The organism is Arenibaculum sp. (assembly GCF_035998295.1).
GTDB lineage: Bacteria > Pseudomonadota > Alphaproteobacteria > Azospirillales > Azospirillaceae > DASYHS01.
Map to the genome: position 1 here is coordinate 19,165 of NZ_DASYHS010000145.1, position 14,949 is coordinate 34,113.

Annotated in this window: 14 protein-coding genes; 6 read left to right on the plus strand and 8 right to left on the minus strand. The window is 71.2% G+C overall.

Annotation, left to right across the window (positions count from 1 at the left end; genetic code table 11):
• Positions 1-101: 101 nt before the first annotated feature.
• From VGO20_RS14130 to VGO20_RS14165, 8 genes are all read right to left on the minus strand, one after another.
• Positions 102-257: a hypothetical protein gene (locus tag VGO20_RS14130; protein ID WP_327503004.1), complete on the minus strand. Its 156-nt coding sequence runs from the start codon at positions 255-257 to the stop codon at positions 102-104.
• Positions 258-346: 89 nt separating this feature from the next.
• Positions 347-1,525 carry an aminotransferase gene (locus VGO20_RS14135; RefSeq protein ID WP_327503005.1) on the minus strand — a complete coding sequence of 393 codons (1,179 nt, stop codon included), beginning with the start codon at positions 1,523-1,525 and terminating at the stop codon, positions 347-349.
• A gap of 120 nt (positions 1,526-1,645) precedes the next feature.
• Complete coding sequence (locus tag VGO20_RS14140) at positions 1,646-1,840, minus strand: hypothetical protein (RefSeq protein WP_327503006.1); 195 nt, start codon at positions 1,838-1,840, stop codon at positions 1,646-1,648.
• Between the two features lie 40 nt (positions 1,841-1,880).
• The gene (locus tag VGO20_RS14145) at positions 1,881-2,774 is read right to left on the minus strand and encodes an NAD(P)-dependent oxidoreductase (protein ID WP_327503007.1); all 894 of its coding nucleotides are present in this window, start codon (positions 2,772-2,774) and stop codon (positions 1,881-1,883) included.
• A gap of 39 nt (positions 2,775-2,813) precedes the next feature.
• Positions 2,814-4,067, minus strand: coding sequence for an FAD-dependent oxidoreductase (locus VGO20_RS14150; RefSeq protein WP_327503008.1), 1,254 nt, complete (start codon positions 4,065-4,067; stop codon positions 2,814-2,816).
• 55 nt (positions 4,068-4,122) lie between these two features.
• On the minus strand, positions 4,123-5,547 hold the full coding sequence (boxB, locus tag VGO20_RS14155) for a benzoyl-CoA 2,3-epoxidase subunit BoxB (RefSeq protein WP_327503009.1): 1,425 nt from the start codon (positions 5,545-5,547) through the stop codon (positions 4,123-4,125).
• Positions 5,548-5,549: 2 nt separating this feature from the next.
• A complete protein-coding gene (boxC, locus tag VGO20_RS14160) occupies positions 5,550-7,223 on the minus strand; it encodes a 2,3-epoxybenzoyl-CoA dihydrolase (RefSeq protein ID WP_327503010.1) in 1,674 nt (557 codons plus the stop codon).
• A 164-nt stretch (positions 7,224-7,387) separates the two neighbouring features.
• The gene (locus tag VGO20_RS14165; protein ID WP_327503011.1) at positions 7,388-8,284 is read right to left on the minus strand and encodes a helix-turn-helix transcriptional regulator; all 897 of its coding nucleotides are present in this window, start codon (positions 8,282-8,284) and stop codon (positions 7,388-7,390) included.
• A 107-nt stretch (positions 8,285-8,391) separates the two neighbouring features.
• Between VGO20_RS14165 and VGO20_RS14170 the strand changes: the two genes are divergently transcribed.
• The 6 genes from VGO20_RS14170 (at position 8,392) to VGO20_RS14195 (ending at position 14,948) form a co-directional block, all read left to right on the plus strand.
• On the plus strand, positions 8,392-8,865 hold the full coding sequence (locus tag VGO20_RS14170; RefSeq protein ID WP_327503012.1) for a flavodoxin domain-containing protein: 474 nt from the start codon (positions 8,392-8,394) through the stop codon (positions 8,863-8,865).
• Between the two features lie 4 nt (positions 8,866-8,869).
• Positions 8,870-10,435, plus strand: coding sequence for a 3,4-dehydroadipyl-CoA semialdehyde dehydrogenase (locus VGO20_RS14175; RefSeq protein ID WP_327503013.1), 1,566 nt, complete (start codon positions 8,870-8,872; stop codon positions 10,433-10,435).
• A gap of 14 nt (positions 10,436-10,449) precedes the next feature.
• On the plus strand, positions 10,450-10,917 hold the full coding sequence (locus VGO20_RS14180; protein WP_327503014.1) for a 4-hydroxylaminobenzoate lyase: 468 nt from the start codon (positions 10,450-10,452) through the stop codon (positions 10,915-10,917).
• Positions 10,918-11,053: 136 nt separating this feature from the next.
• A complete protein-coding gene (locus VGO20_RS14185) occupies positions 11,054-12,646 on the plus strand; it encodes a benzoate-CoA ligase family protein (RefSeq protein WP_327503015.1) in 1,593 nt (530 codons plus the stop codon).
• A gap of 58 nt (positions 12,647-12,704) precedes the next feature.
• Positions 12,705-13,916 (plus strand): ABC transporter substrate-binding protein, encoded by a 1,212-nt coding sequence (locus tag VGO20_RS14190; protein WP_327503016.1) that lies wholly within the window; start codon positions 12,705-12,707, stop codon positions 13,914-13,916.
• A gap of 162 nt (positions 13,917-14,078) precedes the next feature.
• Positions 14,079-14,948, plus strand: coding sequence for a branched-chain amino acid ABC transporter permease (locus VGO20_RS14195; protein WP_327503017.1), 870 nt, complete (start codon positions 14,079-14,081; stop codon positions 14,946-14,948).
• The last annotated feature ends 1 nt before the right edge of the window (position 14,949 follow it).

Genomic DNA, 14,949 nt, shown 5'->3' on the forward strand with positions numbered 1-14,949 from the left:
GGGGGTGTTCGCCCTCTTTTGCCCGTCCCGTGTTAAACGCCGGTGACGGGACGATGATTGATCCAGGACAAAACCTCAGGGAGTACGACGGAAGGCGGGCTCTAACAGTCGCTGTTTGCGGCGATGGAGCCGCCGCTGCTGACGATCTCGCCGTCGGTCGGCCGCGGCCGGTCGGCGCAACCTTTTTCCTCGGCCGCCGGCGCCGGTTCCTTCCGCTCGCCGGTCGCGGGGGCACGTTCGTTGCGGTCCTCGGCCATGATCTCCGCTCCTTCCGTCCGTTGCTCACCCCTACTCAACAGGCCGGACGCCCGAAGTCACGGTCATGGCGCCGCCGGCGCCGCTTCGCCTATCCTGCCGCCGCGCGCAGCCGCTCCACCACCACAGGGACCAGCCCCTCGTCGACATTCGCGAAGGCAAGGCGCAGGAATCGCTCCTGGCCGGGGCCGAACATGGTTCCAGGCAGGGCCAGGAGGTTGTGCTCGTCCACGAGGCGGCGGGCGACCACGTCCGAGCGCACGCCTTCGAGCGGGTGCTCCATATAGGCGAAATAGGCGCCGAGGCTGACCAGCCGCCATCCCCGAAGCGACGACAGCCCGGCGTGGAACGCGTCGGCGCGCCGGCCCATGGCGCGGGAATTGTCGGCGACCCAGTCGCCGAGGCTCGTCAGGCCGAACAGCGCCGCGTCCTGCCCTATCCGCGGCGCGCAGATCGCCATGGTGTCGAGCGCCTTCTCGACCTGGGCGACCATCCGTTCCGAGGCGATCAGCGAGCCGACGCGGTAGCCGGTCAGCGCGAACACCTTGGAGAAGCTGTAGAGCTGGATCAGCGTCCCGCCCCAGTCCGGGTCCGCGAACAGGCGGTGCGGCGGCTCGCCGCCGGCCACGAAGTCCTTGTAGGTCTCGTCCAAGATCAGCGCGATCCCGCGCTGGCGCGCGAGGTCGAAGAAGGCGCGGATCGTGGCCGGCGGCAGGACCGCGCCGGTGGGGTTGTTGGGGGTCACCAGCACGATCGCGCGCGTGCGCGGCCCGATCAGCCGCGCCGCCTGCTCGACGTCCGGCACCCCCGCCGCCTCCGGCCGGAACGGCAGGTGGACGGCCCCCACTCCCATCATCCCCAGCCACATGCTGTGATTGAAATAGTAGGGCAGCGGCAGGATCACATCGTCCCCGGCCCCTGCGACCGCCATGACCGCGAGGCAGAACGCCTGGTTGCATCCCGCCGTGATCGCGACCTGGCCCGGCGCGACCGGCGATCCGTAGAAGGTGCTCATGTGACCGGCATGCGCCTCGCGCAGCTCCGGCTCGCCGAGCACGTCGGTGTAGCGGTGGACCTGCGGGTCGCGCAGCCGCACCGCAAGATGGTCGATCAGCGCGTCGGCCGGCGGGTGGCCGGGCACGGCCTGGGCCAGGTCGACCAGCGGCCGGTCGGCCGGGAAGCTCCGGCCGCGCACCCAGTTGCGCGCCTCGGCGACGGGCGGGGTCTCGACGGCGGCGAGCAGGGGGTTCACGGGCGGGACGGGCGTCATGCGGCCACCGGCATCCTTATCGGGGGAGACGGCCGATTGAGCCACGCAACGCGCCCCGCGTCCAGATCCCTTCCCGCGTCCCGCGCCGCCGGGCCGGAGCCCCGGGCCTGCGGAACCCCGTCAGTCGAAGTGTTCGTGGCAGCGCGTGCACAGCGGAATCGCGCCGACGAGGCCGTCGAAGAACTCCGACGCCGTCGGGTCGACCCGCAGCCGCACCTCGGCCGCATGGTCGGTCGTATGGCAGTTCCAACAGGAACGCGTCTTGTCGCTGTCCATGGCGAGGGGCTCGTCGAGGGTCGCGGATTGGCAGGTCATGGCCCGATTCTTTGCCCAATCATGGTTAATATTCGGTAAATCAGCCGATTCGGCGCCCCGGGTTCAGGCGTTCCAGCTCGAGCGCCAGCGCGCTGTGGTCGAGGTCTCCGCCGTCATGCCCGACGAGGTCGCGGAACGCCGCCCGCACCGCCTCGGCCAGCGGCAGGGCGAGCCCCAGCGCGCCTGCTTCCGCCGCGACCGTGTCCAGGTCCTTGAGCTGCCAGCGCGACCGGCCGCCGGGCGCGAAGTCGCGGGCGATCATGCGGGCACCGTGCCCGCGCAGGATCGGGCCGTCCGCGAAGCCGCCCCGCAACGCGTCGACGACCGCGGCCGGGTCGGCGCCGCCGGAGGCCGCCAGCAGCAATCCCTCGGCGACGGCGCCGATCGTGACGGCGACGATCACCTGGTTGGCGAGCTTGGCGAGCTGCCCGGCGCCCGCCGGCCCCACCAGGGTCGCGCGGCCGAGCGGGGCCAGCACCGGACGCGCGCGCTCGAAATCCTCCGGCGTGCCGCCGGCCATGATCGCGAGCGTGCCGGCCTGCGCCCCGGCGGTGCCGCCGGAGACCGGCGCGTCCAGATGGCCGAGGCCGCGCTGCGCGCAGGCGGCGGCGTGGCGGCGCGCCAGCTCGGGCGGGATCGACGCCATGTCGATCACCAGCGCCCCCGGGCGGCACGCCTCCAGGACGCCGCCCGGCCCCAGCACCTCCGCGCTCGCCTGCCCGTCCGCCAGCATCAGCACGACGACGTCGGCGCCGGCCGCCGCCTCGGCGGGGCTCGGCGCGACCGGCACCTCCAGCCCGGCCGTGCGGCCGGGGCTGCGGTTCCACACCGTCAGCGGCAGTCCCGCCGCGGCCAGGTTGCGGGCCATCGGCAGCCCCATGTTGCCGAGCCCCAGCAGCGCCACCGCGGGCCTCGTCCCTTCGGTCGGGTGCATCCTCGTCCTCCGTCGTCCTCGCCGACGGTCAGGATACGCTCAACCGGCGGCCGCCAGCATCTCTTGGAGGGAGGTGAACTTTCGGCGCACGCGGCCGGGCGCCGCGCGGGCGCATTCCGCGGCGTCGATCCGGGTCCAGCCGCCATGGTCGACGACGCGCGTTCCCCGCCCGGCCAGCAGCGCCAGCAACCCCTCGCGTCCCGGCCGTCCGGAGGCGGCCGCCTCGCGCACGAGCCGCTCGGCGACGGCGTGGCTGTCGGCGCGGTTGGTCGCGATCGTGCCCGACGGGCCGCGCTTGGCCCAGCCGACGACATAGAGCCCGTCGCCGATCCGGCCGTCCACGTTGGCGAACACGCCCGCCTCCGCCCGCGCGCTGCAGCAGTCGGCCGCCGAATAGCCGATGCAGGTCACGACCAGGTCCGCCGGCAGCACCAGCTCGCCGCCCGCGCGCCGGGCGAAGCGCATCCGCTCGACCCTGGCCCCGCCGACGCATTCCGCAGGGACGGCGCCGAAATGGAAGCGGATGCGCACCGGCTTGCCCGCACCCGGCCGGCCGGCGAAGCCGCGCAGCACCTCCAGCGCCGCGGGATTGGCGGGCTCCCCCACGCCCTCCAGGTCCGCCGCCTCGACCACCGGCTCGGCCCGCGCCAGCGCGTCCAGCTCCTGCAGCTCGATGACGGAGAAGCTCGTCGACCCGGCGTCGCGCCGGCCGACGACATGGATCTCTTCCAGCGGGGCCGCCGCGACCGCCGCCTCCACCTCGGTGCCGACGTCGGACCGCTCCAGCTCCGCCGGCGTCTTGGCCAGCACGCGCACGACGTCGAGCGCGACGTTGCCGTTGCCGACCACCACCGCCGAGCGGACCGCCGGGAGTTCGGGCGACAGGTCCGGTACGGTCCGCTCCCCATGGCAGTTGTACCAGCCGACGAAGCCGCCCGAGCCGTGGACGCCGGCCAGCTCCTCCCCGGGAATGCCCAGCCGGCGGTCGATCCGGGCCCCGGTCGCCAGGACGACGGCGTCGTAGAGGCCGCGCAGCTCCTCCAGCGTAACGTCGCGCCCGACCTCGACATTGCCGAGGAAGCCGACGCCGGACCGCGTGAACAGGCGCTCGAACACGCGCGAGACGGCCTTGGTGCCCTGGTGGTCCGGCGCCACCCCGGCGCGCACCAGCCCATAGGGCACCGGCATCCGGTCGAGGACGTCGATCTCGGCCCCGGGCGCCTCGCGCACGAGCTTCTCGGCGGCGTAGCAGCCTGCCGGCCCGCTGCCGACGATGGCGACCTTCAGCGACATGGACGGGCTCCCGGGACGCCGTTCCCCCTCCCGCGCGGGCGGGAGGGGGACAGGCTCAGTTCAGGCGGACATACTCGTAGTCGACCGGCAGGTTGTTGACGCCGCGGTCGGGCGGGGCGATCCAGGCCGCGATCTTGCCCGGCTCCGTGACGCGCTGCATCAGGCTGTGGACGAAGGCCCTGTCGGCTTCCGAGGGGACCCACTCCGGGCTGCGCGCCGCCCATTCCTCGGCGGAGATCAGCCGCCCATCCGGCGCGGCGTGGCAGCCGGCCCAGCTCCCGATCGAGCGGCGGAAGCGGACGCTCGGCAGCTTCAGCTCGAACGCGACGCCGGACTTGGAGAGCAGGCGGTTCCAGCGCGTCACCCCGATGCCGCAGTCCTTGACGTAGGCGGCGCGGGTGACCTCGTTCATCGCGTTGCGCAGCGGCACCTCCTCGACCTTCACGCCGCCCTCGCCGTCCGGCTGCTCCAGCGCGTAGGTCTGGTCGACCGCCAGATGGTCCTCGTACTGGGGCTCGTCCGGCCGGCCCTTGAGGCCGTTCGCGAAGTAGCTGGCCGCGTTCGAGGACTGGTCGGCCCCGAACAGGTCGAGCGAGGAGCTGAACCAGAAGTTCAGGTAGCGCTGCATCGTCTGCAGGTCGATGGCGCCCGCGTTACGGATCGCGACCGGGTCGTCGGTGTCCAGCTCCTTCATGACCTCGATCGTGCGGCGCACGACGCGGCCGAGGCCGGTCTCGCCCACGAACATGTGGTGCGCTTCCTCGGTCAGCATGAACTGGCAGGTCCGCGCCAGCGGGTCGAACCCGCTCTCGGCCAGGCTCTTGAGCTGGTACTTGCCGTCCCGGTCGGTGAAGTAGGTGAACATGAAGAACGACAGCCAGTCCGAGATCGGCTCGTTGAAGGTGCCGAGGATGCGCGGCTTGTCGGCGTCGCCGGAATGCCGCTCCAGCAGCTCCTCCGCCTCCTCGCGGCCGTCGCGGCCGAAATAGGCGTGCAGCAGGTAGACCATCGCCCACAGGTGCCGGCCTTCCTCGACGTTGACCTGGAACAGGTTGCGCAGGTCGTAGAGCGAGGGGCAGGTATGGCCGAGCAGGCGCTGCTGCTCGACCGAGGCGGGCTCGGTGTCGCCCTGGGTCACGATCAGCCGGCGCAGCGTCGAGCGGTGCTCGCCCGGGACCTGCTGCCAGGCCGGCCTGCCGTATTCGTCGCCGAAGCCGATGCGCCGGTCGGGCTGCTGCTCGGCCAGGAAGATGCCCCAGCGGTAGTCCGGCATGCGGACATGCCCGTAGGTCGCCCAGCCCTTGGCGTCGACCGAGGTCGCGGTGCGCAGGTAGACGTCGGCGGCCATGTAGCCGTCGGGGCCGAGGTTCTGCCACCACTGCAGGAACTTCGGCTGCCAGTGCTCGAGCGCGCGCTGGAGAGCCCGGTCGTTGCCCATGTCGACGTTGTTGGGAATGCGATCCAGGTAGTTGATGCCCATGGTCAGACCCTCTCCCAGTCGAATTGCGCCCGCGTGCCCGAGCCGAACAGCTTCAGCGCACCGCGCTCGCCGACGGCGTTGGGCCGGTTGAATATCCAGTTCTGCCAAGCCGAGAGACGGCCGAAGATCTTGGTCTCCATCGTCTCCGTGCCGCCGAAGCGCAGGCTCGCCTCCATCCCCGTCAGCGCGTCCGGCGACAGGCTGCTGCGCTCCTCGATCGCGAGGCGGATCTCGTCGGCCCAGTCGATGTCGTCGGGCGTGAAGGTCACGAGGCCGAGCCCGGCCGCCGCGCCCGCGTCGAGGCGCTCGCCGATGCGCCCGCGCACCCGCTCCACCTCGCCGCCGCTCCCGTCCGCGTCGCCCCCGTCCGCGTCATTGAAGCGCGTCGCCAGCCGCGTGCGGCCGTTGACCATGGGGTACAGGCCGAAATTCGCCTCGCCTGCCGCGATCTCGGGCGCGCCGTCCGCACCCTCCTCCTCGATCAGCAGCATGAAGCTGCGGTCGGCGGCCAGCATCAGTTCCAGCAGCGTGCCCGCGAAGCACGAACCCTCGTCGACGATCGCGAACAGGCTGCGCGACGACACGTCGAGCCGCGCCAGCGTCCGGCGCAGCATGCCGATCGTCTCGCGCACGAACCAGTTCCCGGCATGGGCCGCCAGGATGCGGTCGCTTTCCAGCACGGCGTCGACGTCGCCCGCCGTGCGCACCACCAGCGTGCCCAGGTCCAGCTCGTTGGTGCGCAGCATCAAGATCGCGTCGTCCAGCTCGCGCGCCATCGCCAGCGGCCACCACGCCGCCCCCTGCGCCAGGATCGCGTCCAGGTCGCGCGGCAGCTCCTCCTTCGCGGGCGCGCGCACGGTCAGCCCGGCGACCCGCCCCTCGCGGTCGACCGCGACGTCGACCCAGCGGTAGTGGTAGCCGGCGTCGTCCACCACCCGCTCCAGCGGTGCTAGCGCCACGCCGCGCGCGTCGGCCGGGCGGTCGCTGGCCGCGGCCAACTCGCCCGCGCGGCGCATCACGTGGCCCATGAAGTCCTTGGGCGGCACGACCTCGTCGACGAGGCGCCACTGCTTCGCCCGCTCGCCCTTCACGCCCTCGGCCGTCGTGCAGAACACGTCGGCGAGGTCGCGCCGCACCCGGCGCTTGTCGATGACGCGGGTCAGGCCGCCGGTGCCGGGCAGCACGCCCAGCAGCGGCACCTCCGGCAGGCTGACCGTGCTGGACCGGTCGTCGACCAGCACGATCTCGTCGCAGGCCAGCGCCAGCTCGTAGCCGCCGCCGGCAGTCGTGCCGTTCAGGGCCGCGATGAACTTGAGCCCGGAATGCCGGCTCGAATCCTCGATGCCGTTGCGGGTCTCGTTCGTGAACTTGCAGAAGTTGACCTTCCAGGCATGGCTGGAGGTGCCGAGCATGTAGATGTTGGCGCCGGCGCAGAACATGCGGTCCTTGGCGCTCGTGATCACGACGCTCCGGGTCTCGGGATGCTCGAACCGGATGCGCTGGAGCGCGTCGTACAGCTCGATGTCGACGCCGAGGTCGTAGGAATTGAGCTTCAGCTTGTAGCCGGGCTTGAGGCCGCCGTCCTCGTCGACGTCCAGCGACAGCAGGGCGACCGGCCCGTCAAACGACAGCTTCCAGTGGCGATAGCGGTCGGGATGGGTGTCGAAGGTGATCATCGGCGTCTCTCTCCCAGGGCTCGGTCGCCAGGGCCTGGCCGCCGGGGCGTGGCCGGACGGAAGCCGCGACGGAATCCATTGATGGCACTATAGTGCCTGAGAGGGGAGCGTCAAGCAGTATAATGCGGGCTACTGCGTGTCCTTATGCATTATATCGCACATGCTCACGCCCGTTCCAGAAGCCCCGTCAGCTCGGCGACGCTCTGCTCGACGGTCTTGCCCGACGTGTCGACGACCGCGTCCGCCTTTCTGTAGAGCCCGACCCGCCCGGCCAGGATGCGGCGCAGATCCTCCATCGCCTCCTCGTTGTCGGCCATCGGGCGGTAGTCGCCCTGGGCGACGACGCGGCTCATGTGCTCCTCCGGCTGGGCCTTGATCCATACCGTGAAGCAGGCCGACAGCATCAGGTCGAAGGTCGCGGGCTCGGAGACGATGCTGCCCCCGGTCGCGATCACCGCGCGCTCGTGGCCCTCGATCGTCGCCTCCAGCGCGCGGCGCTCGTAGCGGCGGTAGGCGGACTGGCCGTACAGCGCGAAGATCTCGCTCAGCGTGGTGCCGGACTCGCGCTCGATCTCGCGGTCCAGCTCGACGAACGGATAGCCGAGCTGCTCGGCCAGGATCGCGCCCAGGGTCGATTTGCCCGCGCCTCGCAGCCCGATCAGGGCGATGCGGCTGCGCCGGCGGCTCTCGTCGGGCCGCAGCTCGCGGATCAGGAGCTGGCGGGCATGCGTCAGCTCCTTCGGCGACAGCCGGCCCAGGAACTGCAGCAGCAGCGTCAGCTCGACCGGCCGTTCCGGCCCCTCGCGCACGAGGTCGACCAGCGGCACGCCCATCGCATGCGCGAGCTGGCGCAGCAGGATGATCGAGATGTTGCCCTGCCCGCCTTCGAGCTGCGCCAGGTAGCGCTCGGAGATGCCGCTGTCGCGCGCCAGGATCTTGCGCGTCATGCCGCGGCGCGCGCGCGTCTCCCTGACCCGCTCGCCGAGCGTGCGCAGATAGTCCGCCTCGGACCCGTTGGGGTCGCGCCGGTTGCCGTGGCCCTCGGGCAAGGAATGCGCCATGCGGGGAACTCCTGACCTTCACCCATATGCATTATAATGCTTGCTACACATGGCAGGTGCATTATATTGGCGTCAAGATACGGACTGTCGCAGAGGAGGCCATGCGGATGAAGGTGACGATTCTGGTCGGAACCATGACTGGCACGGCGGAGATGGTTGCGCAAGAAGTTCAGGACTCCCTGGCGGCGGACGGACGCGAGGTCGAGACGGTGCTGATGGACGGTCTCGACGGCGGGGTCTTCGACCGGGACGGCGCCTTCCTGATCTGCACCTCCACCTATGGCCAGGGCGACGTGCCGGACAACGCGCAGGCCTTCTACTCCGCCCTGGAGGGCGGCCGTCCGGACCTGTCGGGCGTGCGCTACGGCATCATCGCGCTGGGCGACCGGACCTATACCGCCACCTACTGCCACGGCGGCCGGCGCTTCGACGAGCTGCTGCGCTCGCTCGGCGCCAGCCGCGTCGGCGACATGATGGAGCACGACGCCGGCTCGGGCACGATGCCCGAGGACGTGGCCGTGGAATGGTCCGGCGGCTGGGCGGAACTGCTCGACGCCCCGCAGCGCAGCGCCGCGGCCTGACGCCATGAACATCGAGAATTACGTCGCCGGCCGCTGGATCGCGGGCACCGGTGCCGGGCAGCCCCTGGTCGATCCGACCACGGGCGCCGAACTGGCGCGCGCCTCGACCGGGGGGATCGACTTCGCCGCCGCCCTGGCCCATGCGCGCGAGGTCGGCGGCCCGGCGCTGCGCCGCCTGACCTATGGCGGGCGGGCGCAGATGCTGCGCCGGATCGCCGACTGCCTCGCCGAGCGGCGCGCCGACTACGTCGGGATCGCGCGGGCCAACTCCGGCAACACCGACACCGACGCGGCGATCGACGTCGACGGCGCGATCGGCACCGTCGGCTTCTTCGCCCGTGCCGGCCAGAAGCTCGGCGACGCGCGCCTGATCGCCGATGGCGGCCTGATCCGCATGGGCAAGGACGAGGCGTTCCAGGCGCTGCACGTGATGGCGCCCGTGCGCGGCGCCGCGATCCACATCAACGCCTTCAACTTCCCGGCCTGGGGCCTGTGGGAGAAGGCGGCGGTCAGCCTGCTGGCCGGCGTGCCGGTCGTGGCCAAGCCCGCGACCGTGACCTGCTGGCTCGCCCAGCGCATGGTCCGCGACGTGATCGAGGCCGGCATCCTGCCGGACGGCGCGCTGTCGATCCTGTGCGGCGGCGCCGGCGACCTGCTCGACCACGTGGCCGAGGGCGACGTGATCGCCTTCACCGGCTCGGCCGACACGGCGGCGCGCATCCGCGGCCACCGCCGCGTCGTCGAGCGCTCCGTCCGCGTCAACGTCGAGGCCGACAGCCTGAACGCCTGCATCCTCGGCCCCGACATCCGCCCCGACGCGCCGGAGTTCGACCTGTTCGTCCGCGAGGTCGCGCGCGAGATGACGGTCAAGGCCGGCCAGAAATGCACGGCGATCCGCCGCGTCCTGGTCCCGGCCTCCGTCGCGGACGCGGCGGCCGAGGCGATCGCGGCACGCCTCGCGCGCACTCCCGTCGGCGACCCGCGCAACCCCGAGGTCCGCATGGGCCCGCTGGTCGGCCGCGACCAGCTCGCCGCCGCCCGCGACGGCCTCGCCGCCCTCGCCGCGGAGACCGGGACCGTGTTCGACGGCGCCGGCTCGGCGCTGGTCGACGCCGATCCGGACTGCGGCGCGTTCCTGTTCCCGACCCTGCTGCGCGCGAACGACCCCGCGGCCGCCCGTGCGGTCCACGAGGTCGAGGTGTTCGGCCCCGTCTCCACCTTGATGGCCTACCGCGACGCCGACGATGCCTTCGCGCTGGCCCGGCGCGGCCGCGGGTCGCTCGTCGCCTCGGTGTTCACCGCCGACCCGGGCTTCATGGCCGACGCCGCGATCGAACTCGCGGACATGCACGGCCGCATCCTCCTGATCGACGCGAGCGTCGGCAAGGCCAGCACCGGCCACGGCATCGTGATGCCGATGTGCCTGCATGGCGGCCCCGGCCGCGCCGGCGGCGGCGAGGAGCTGGGCGGGCTGCGCGGTCTCGCCTTCTACCACCAGCGCAGCGCGCTGCAGGGACCCGCTGCCCGGCTGGAGGCGATCGCCGCCGGGGCGGCCCGGATCGACGCCTGAGGGAGGACGCCGACATGACGCAGGACGAGTTCACGGCCCTGGTCGCCGGGGTCACCGCCCGCATCGCGGGCAAGCCGCTCGACGCCGCCCTGACGGCCGAGCTGAACGCCGCCTTCCCGCCCGGCGGCGAGACCTTCGGGCGCATCCGCGACGCCTGCCGCGAGGCGATCGCCGAGGGCTGGATGTGCAGCCGCGAAGCCGGCGGCATCCGCTACGGCCGCGTCGTGAAGCCGGGGCCGGCGACCCACGGCTTCAGCGTCGACGTCGTCGACATGAACGACCTGAAGGGCCCCCACCACGCGCACCCCAACGGCGAGATCGACATGATCATGCCGCTGAGCCCGGGCGCGACCTTCGACGGCCACGGCGAGGGATGGCTCGTCTACGGTCCCGGCACCGCCCACCATCCGACCGTCGCCGAGGGCCACGCGCTGGTGCTCTACCTGCTGCCCGAAGGCGCGATCGAGTTCACGAAGTCCTGACCGGACTCACGCACTATAAATCCCATCACAGCCAGGAGCATGCACAATATTTCTTGACGGGCCGAACCGTCACCTCGATAGTTGCGACAGGACGCCGCACGGCGCAATAAGAACCAAGAAGCACGGGGAGGACGCCATGACCGGACCCGGTCTGGCCGAAAGCGCACCGCGCGACTACAACGCCGCGGCCGACCTGATCGAAAGCAATCTCGCGGCCGGACGGGGCGGGAAGACCGCCTTCACGGACGACGCGGGAAGCTGCACCTACGCCGAGCTGGCGGAGAGGGTGGACCGCTTCGCGAACGCCCTGCTCGCCCTCGGGATCGAACCGGAGCAGCGCGTCGTCCTCTGCCTGCTCGACGGGATCGACTTCCCGGTCGCGTTCCTGGGCGCGATCAAGGCCGGCATCGTCCCCGTGCCGGTCAACACGCTGCTGACCCGCTCCGACTACGACTTCATCCTCTCCGACAGCCGGGCGCGCGCCCTCGTCGTGTCTGACGCGCTGCTGGACCGCTTCGAGGGCGCGGCGGACCGGCACCCCGGGCTGCGCCACGTGGTCGTCTCGGGTGCCGCCGCGCCGCAGGGCCGCCACCGGTTCGCCGACCTGCTGGCCGCCGCCCCGCCCCGGGCGGAGGCGGCGCGCACGACCCGGGACGACGTCTGCTTCTGGCTCTACTCCTCGGGCTCGACCGGCTCGCCCAAGGGGACGGTCCACGTCCATGCCAGCCTGCGCCGGACGGCCGACCTCTACGCCGTGCCGGTGCTGGGCATCCGCGAGGACGACGTCGTCTACTCCGCGGCCAAGCTGTTCTTCGCCTACGGGCTCGGCAACGCCCTGACCTTCCCGATGGCGGTCGGCGCGACCGCGGTGCTGACGGCCGAACGCCCCACCCCGGCCCTGGTCTCGCGCATCCTGCGCGAGCGGCGGCCGACGATCTTCTACGGGGTGCCGACGCTCTACGGCGCGCTGCTGGCCTCTTCCGAGCTGCCCGGGCGCGAGGAGCTGGCGCTGCGGCGCTGCACCTCGGCCGGCGAGGCGCTGCCGCCCGATCTCGGCCGGCGCTGGACCGAACGCACCGGCGTCGAGATCCTGGACGGCCTCGGCTCGACCGAGATGCTGCACATCTTCCTCTCCAACCATCCCGGCGAGGTCCGCTACGGCACCAGCGGCCGGCCGGTCGCCGGCTACCGGGTGCGCATCGTCGACGAGGCCGGCAACCCCGTGCCCCGGGGCGAGGTCGGGGAACTGCAGGTCGAGGGCCCCACCGGCGCGGCCTTCTACTGGAACAACCGCGAGCGCAGCCGGACGACGTTCCTCGGTCCCTGGACCAGGAGCGGCGACAAATATGTCGAGACCGAAGACGGGTATTTCGTGTTCTGCGGCCGATCCGACGATATGCTCAAGGTCGGCGGGATCTACGTCTCGCCCTTCGAGGTGGAGGGAGCCCTGCTGTCGCATCCGGACGTGCTGGAGGCCGCGGTCGTCGGACAGGCCGACGAGAGCGGCCTGATCAAGCCGAAGGCCTACGTCGTCCTGAAGCCGGGCGTGATCGCGCCGGACGCCGACATGGCCGAGGCGCTGCAGTGCCACGTCAAGGAGCGCCTCGCTCCCTTCAAGTATCCGCGCTGGATCGAGTTCCTGCCCGAGCTGCCGAAGACGGCGACGGGCAAGGTCCAGCGTTTCAAGCTGCGGGCTTCCGCAACGCCCGCGGTACAGGCGGCCGGCTGAACCGGCCTGATCCCGTTCCGGACCACCGGCGCGGGAGGCGACGTCTAGGGGAGGTGACATGACCGACAAACCCGTTCACTACATCAGCCGCCGCTTCGTCCTGAAGGGCGCGGCGGCCACCGCCGGCGCGGTCGTTGCCGCCGGCTTCCTGCCGACCCGCTTCGCGATCGGCCAGACCGCGCCGGTGAAGGTCGGCCTGATGCTGCCCTACAGCGGCACCTACGCCCAGCTCGGCAACAACATCACCGAGGCGTTCAAGCTCTACGTCGACGAGCGGGGCGGCAAGCTCGGCGGGCGCGCGGTCGAGTACGTCGCGGTTGACGACGAGTCCGATCCGGCCAAGGCGCCCGAGAACACGAACAAGCTCGTGCAGCGCGACGGCGTCGACGTGATCGTCGGCACGGTCCATTCCGGCGTGCAGATGGGCATGGTGAAGGTGGCGCGCGACACCGACACGATGATGATCATCCCGAATGCGGGCGTCGGCGCCGCCACCGGCCCGCTCTGCGCGCCCAACATCTTCCGCGCCTCGTTCAGCAACTGGCAGCCCGCCTACCCGATGGGCAAGGTGATGGCCGACCGCGGGGCCAAGACCGCGGTCACGCTGTCGTGGAAATACGGTGCGGGCGAAGAGTCGACCGGCGCCTTCAAGGAAGGCTTCGAGCAGCATGGCGGCCAGGTCGTCGAGGAGATGTTCCTGCCCTTCCCCGACGTCGAGTTCCAGTCGCTGCTGACCAAGATCGCCGACCTGAAGCCCGACGGCGTCTACGTCTTCTTCGCCGGCGGCGGCGCGATCAAGTTCGTCAAGGACTACCACGCGGCCGGCCTGCGCCAGCAGATCCCGCTCTACGGCGTCGGGTTCCTGACCGACGGCACGCTCCAGGCCCAGGGCGAGGCGGCCGAAGGGCTGCTGACGACCCTGCACTGGGGCGACGGCCTCACCCTGCCGAGGACGGTCGCCTTCACCGAAGCGTTCGAGAAGCGGACCAGCGCCGAGACCGACGTCTACGCGGTCCAGGGCTACGACAGCGCGCAGCTCCTCGCCGCCGGCCTCGACGCCGTGCAGGGCGACACCGCCGCCCGAGCCGAGATGGTCAAGGCGATGGAAGATGCCGAGATCGACAGCCCGCGCGGCAGGTTCACGATGTCGAAGGCGCACAACCCCGTGCAGGACATCTACCTGCGCGAAGTCCGCGACGGCAAGAACATGGTGATCGGCGTCGCCCACGAAGCCCTCGCCGACCCCGCCCGCGGCTGCAACATGGTCTGAATGACATCCCCCTCTCCCGTGCAACGGGAGAGGGAGGGGCCCGCCGCGTAGCGGTGGGAGGGTGAGGGTGGCACCCGTCCCTCACCCTCCCGACCTTCGGTTGGGCCCCTCCCTCTCCGACTTGCGCGGAAGAGGGGTCTCTATAAGGGCGCGGCCGACTTCATGGACCCCTTCATCTTCCTGATCCAAGTGCTCAACGGCGTCCAATACGGGCTGCTGCTGTTTCTGCTGGCCAGCGGGCTGACGCTGATCTTCGGCATCATGGGCGTGATCAACCTCGCCCATGGCAGCTTCTACATGATCGGCGCCTATCTGGCGTTCTCGCTGACCTCCCTGACCGGCAACCTCTGGATCGCGCTCCCGCTCGGCATCGCGATCAGCATCGTGATCGGGCTCGCGGTCGAATGGCTGTTCATCTCGCGGCTCTACCACCGCGACCACCTGTACCAGGTGCTGCTGACCTACGGGCTGATCCTGGTGTTCGAGGAGCTGCGCAGCATCGTCTTCGGCGACGACGCCCACGGCGTGCCGGTGCCCGACGTCCTGAACTTCTCGGTGCCGCTGACGGACACGCTCAGCTATCCGGTCTACCGGTTGTTCATCTCCGGCGTCTGCCTCGCGGTCGCGGTCGCGATGTACCTGCTGATCCAGCGGACCCGCCTCGGCATGATGATCCGGGCCGGCGCCTACAACCGCGAGATGGTTCAGTCGCTCGGCATCAACATCAAGCTGATCTACATGGGCGTCTTCGCGCTGGGCGTGGCGCTCGCCGCACTGGCCGGCATGATCGCGGCCCCGGTCGCCTCCGTGTTCCCGGGCATGGGCAACCAGATCCTGATCGTCTCCTTCGTCGTCGTCGTGATCGGCGGCATCGGCTCGGTCAAGGGGGCGCTGTTCGCCGCGATCCTGATCGGGCTCGCCGATACCTTCGGCCGGGTCCTGGTCCCGGAGCTTTCGGGAACCACCGTCTACCTGCTGATGGCGCTGGTCCTGCTGTGGCGCCCCGAGGGCATCTTCCGGAGGGCCGCCTGAC

Bases quoted from the DNA above. Each gene is read 5' to 3' on its own strand.
- VGO20_RS14130 (WP_327503004.1), bottom strand. From the start codon at position 257: ATGGCCGAGGACCGCAACGAACGTGCCCCCGCGACCGGCGAGCGGAAG.
- VGO20_RS14135 (WP_327503005.1), bottom strand. From the start codon at position 1,525: ATGACGCCCGTCCCGCCCGTGAACCCCCTGCTCGCCGCCGTCGAGACC.
- VGO20_RS14140 (WP_327503006.1), bottom strand. From the start codon at position 1,840: ATGACCTGCCAATCCGCGACCCTCGACGAGCCCCTCGCCATGGACAGC.
- VGO20_RS14145 (WP_327503007.1), bottom strand. From the start codon at position 2,774: ATGCACCCGACCGAAGGGACGAGGCCCGCGGTGGCGCTGCTGGGGCTC.
- VGO20_RS14150 (WP_327503008.1), bottom strand. From the start codon at position 4,067: ATGTCGCTGAAGGTCGCCATCGTCGGCAGCGGGCCGGCAGGCTGCTAC.
- boxB (WP_327503009.1), bottom strand. From the start codon at position 5,547: ATGGGCATCAACTACCTGGATCGCATTCCCAACAACGTCGACATGGGC.
- boxC (WP_327503010.1), bottom strand. From the start codon at position 7,223: ATGATCACCTTCGACACCCATCCCGACCGCTATCGCCACTGGAAGCTG.
- VGO20_RS14165 (WP_327503011.1), bottom strand. From the start codon at position 8,284: ATGGCGCATTCCTTGCCCGAGGGCCACGGCAACCGGCGCGACCCCAAC.
- VGO20_RS14170 (WP_327503012.1), top strand. From the start codon at position 8,392: ATGAAGGTGACGATTCTGGTCGGAACCATGACTGGCACGGCGGAGATG.
- VGO20_RS14175 (WP_327503013.1), top strand. From the start codon at position 8,870: ATGAACATCGAGAATTACGTCGCCGGCCGCTGGATCGCGGGCACCGGT.
- VGO20_RS14180 (WP_327503014.1), top strand. From the start codon at position 10,450: ATGACGCAGGACGAGTTCACGGCCCTGGTCGCCGGGGTCACCGCCCGC.
- VGO20_RS14185 (WP_327503015.1), top strand. From the start codon at position 11,054: ATGACCGGACCCGGTCTGGCCGAAAGCGCACCGCGCGACTACAACGCC.
- VGO20_RS14190 (WP_327503016.1), top strand. From the start codon at position 12,705: ATGACCGACAAACCCGTTCACTACATCAGCCGCCGCTTCGTCCTGAAG.
- VGO20_RS14195 (WP_327503017.1), top strand. From the start codon at position 14,079: ATGGACCCCTTCATCTTCCTGATCCAAGTGCTCAACGGCGTCCAATAC.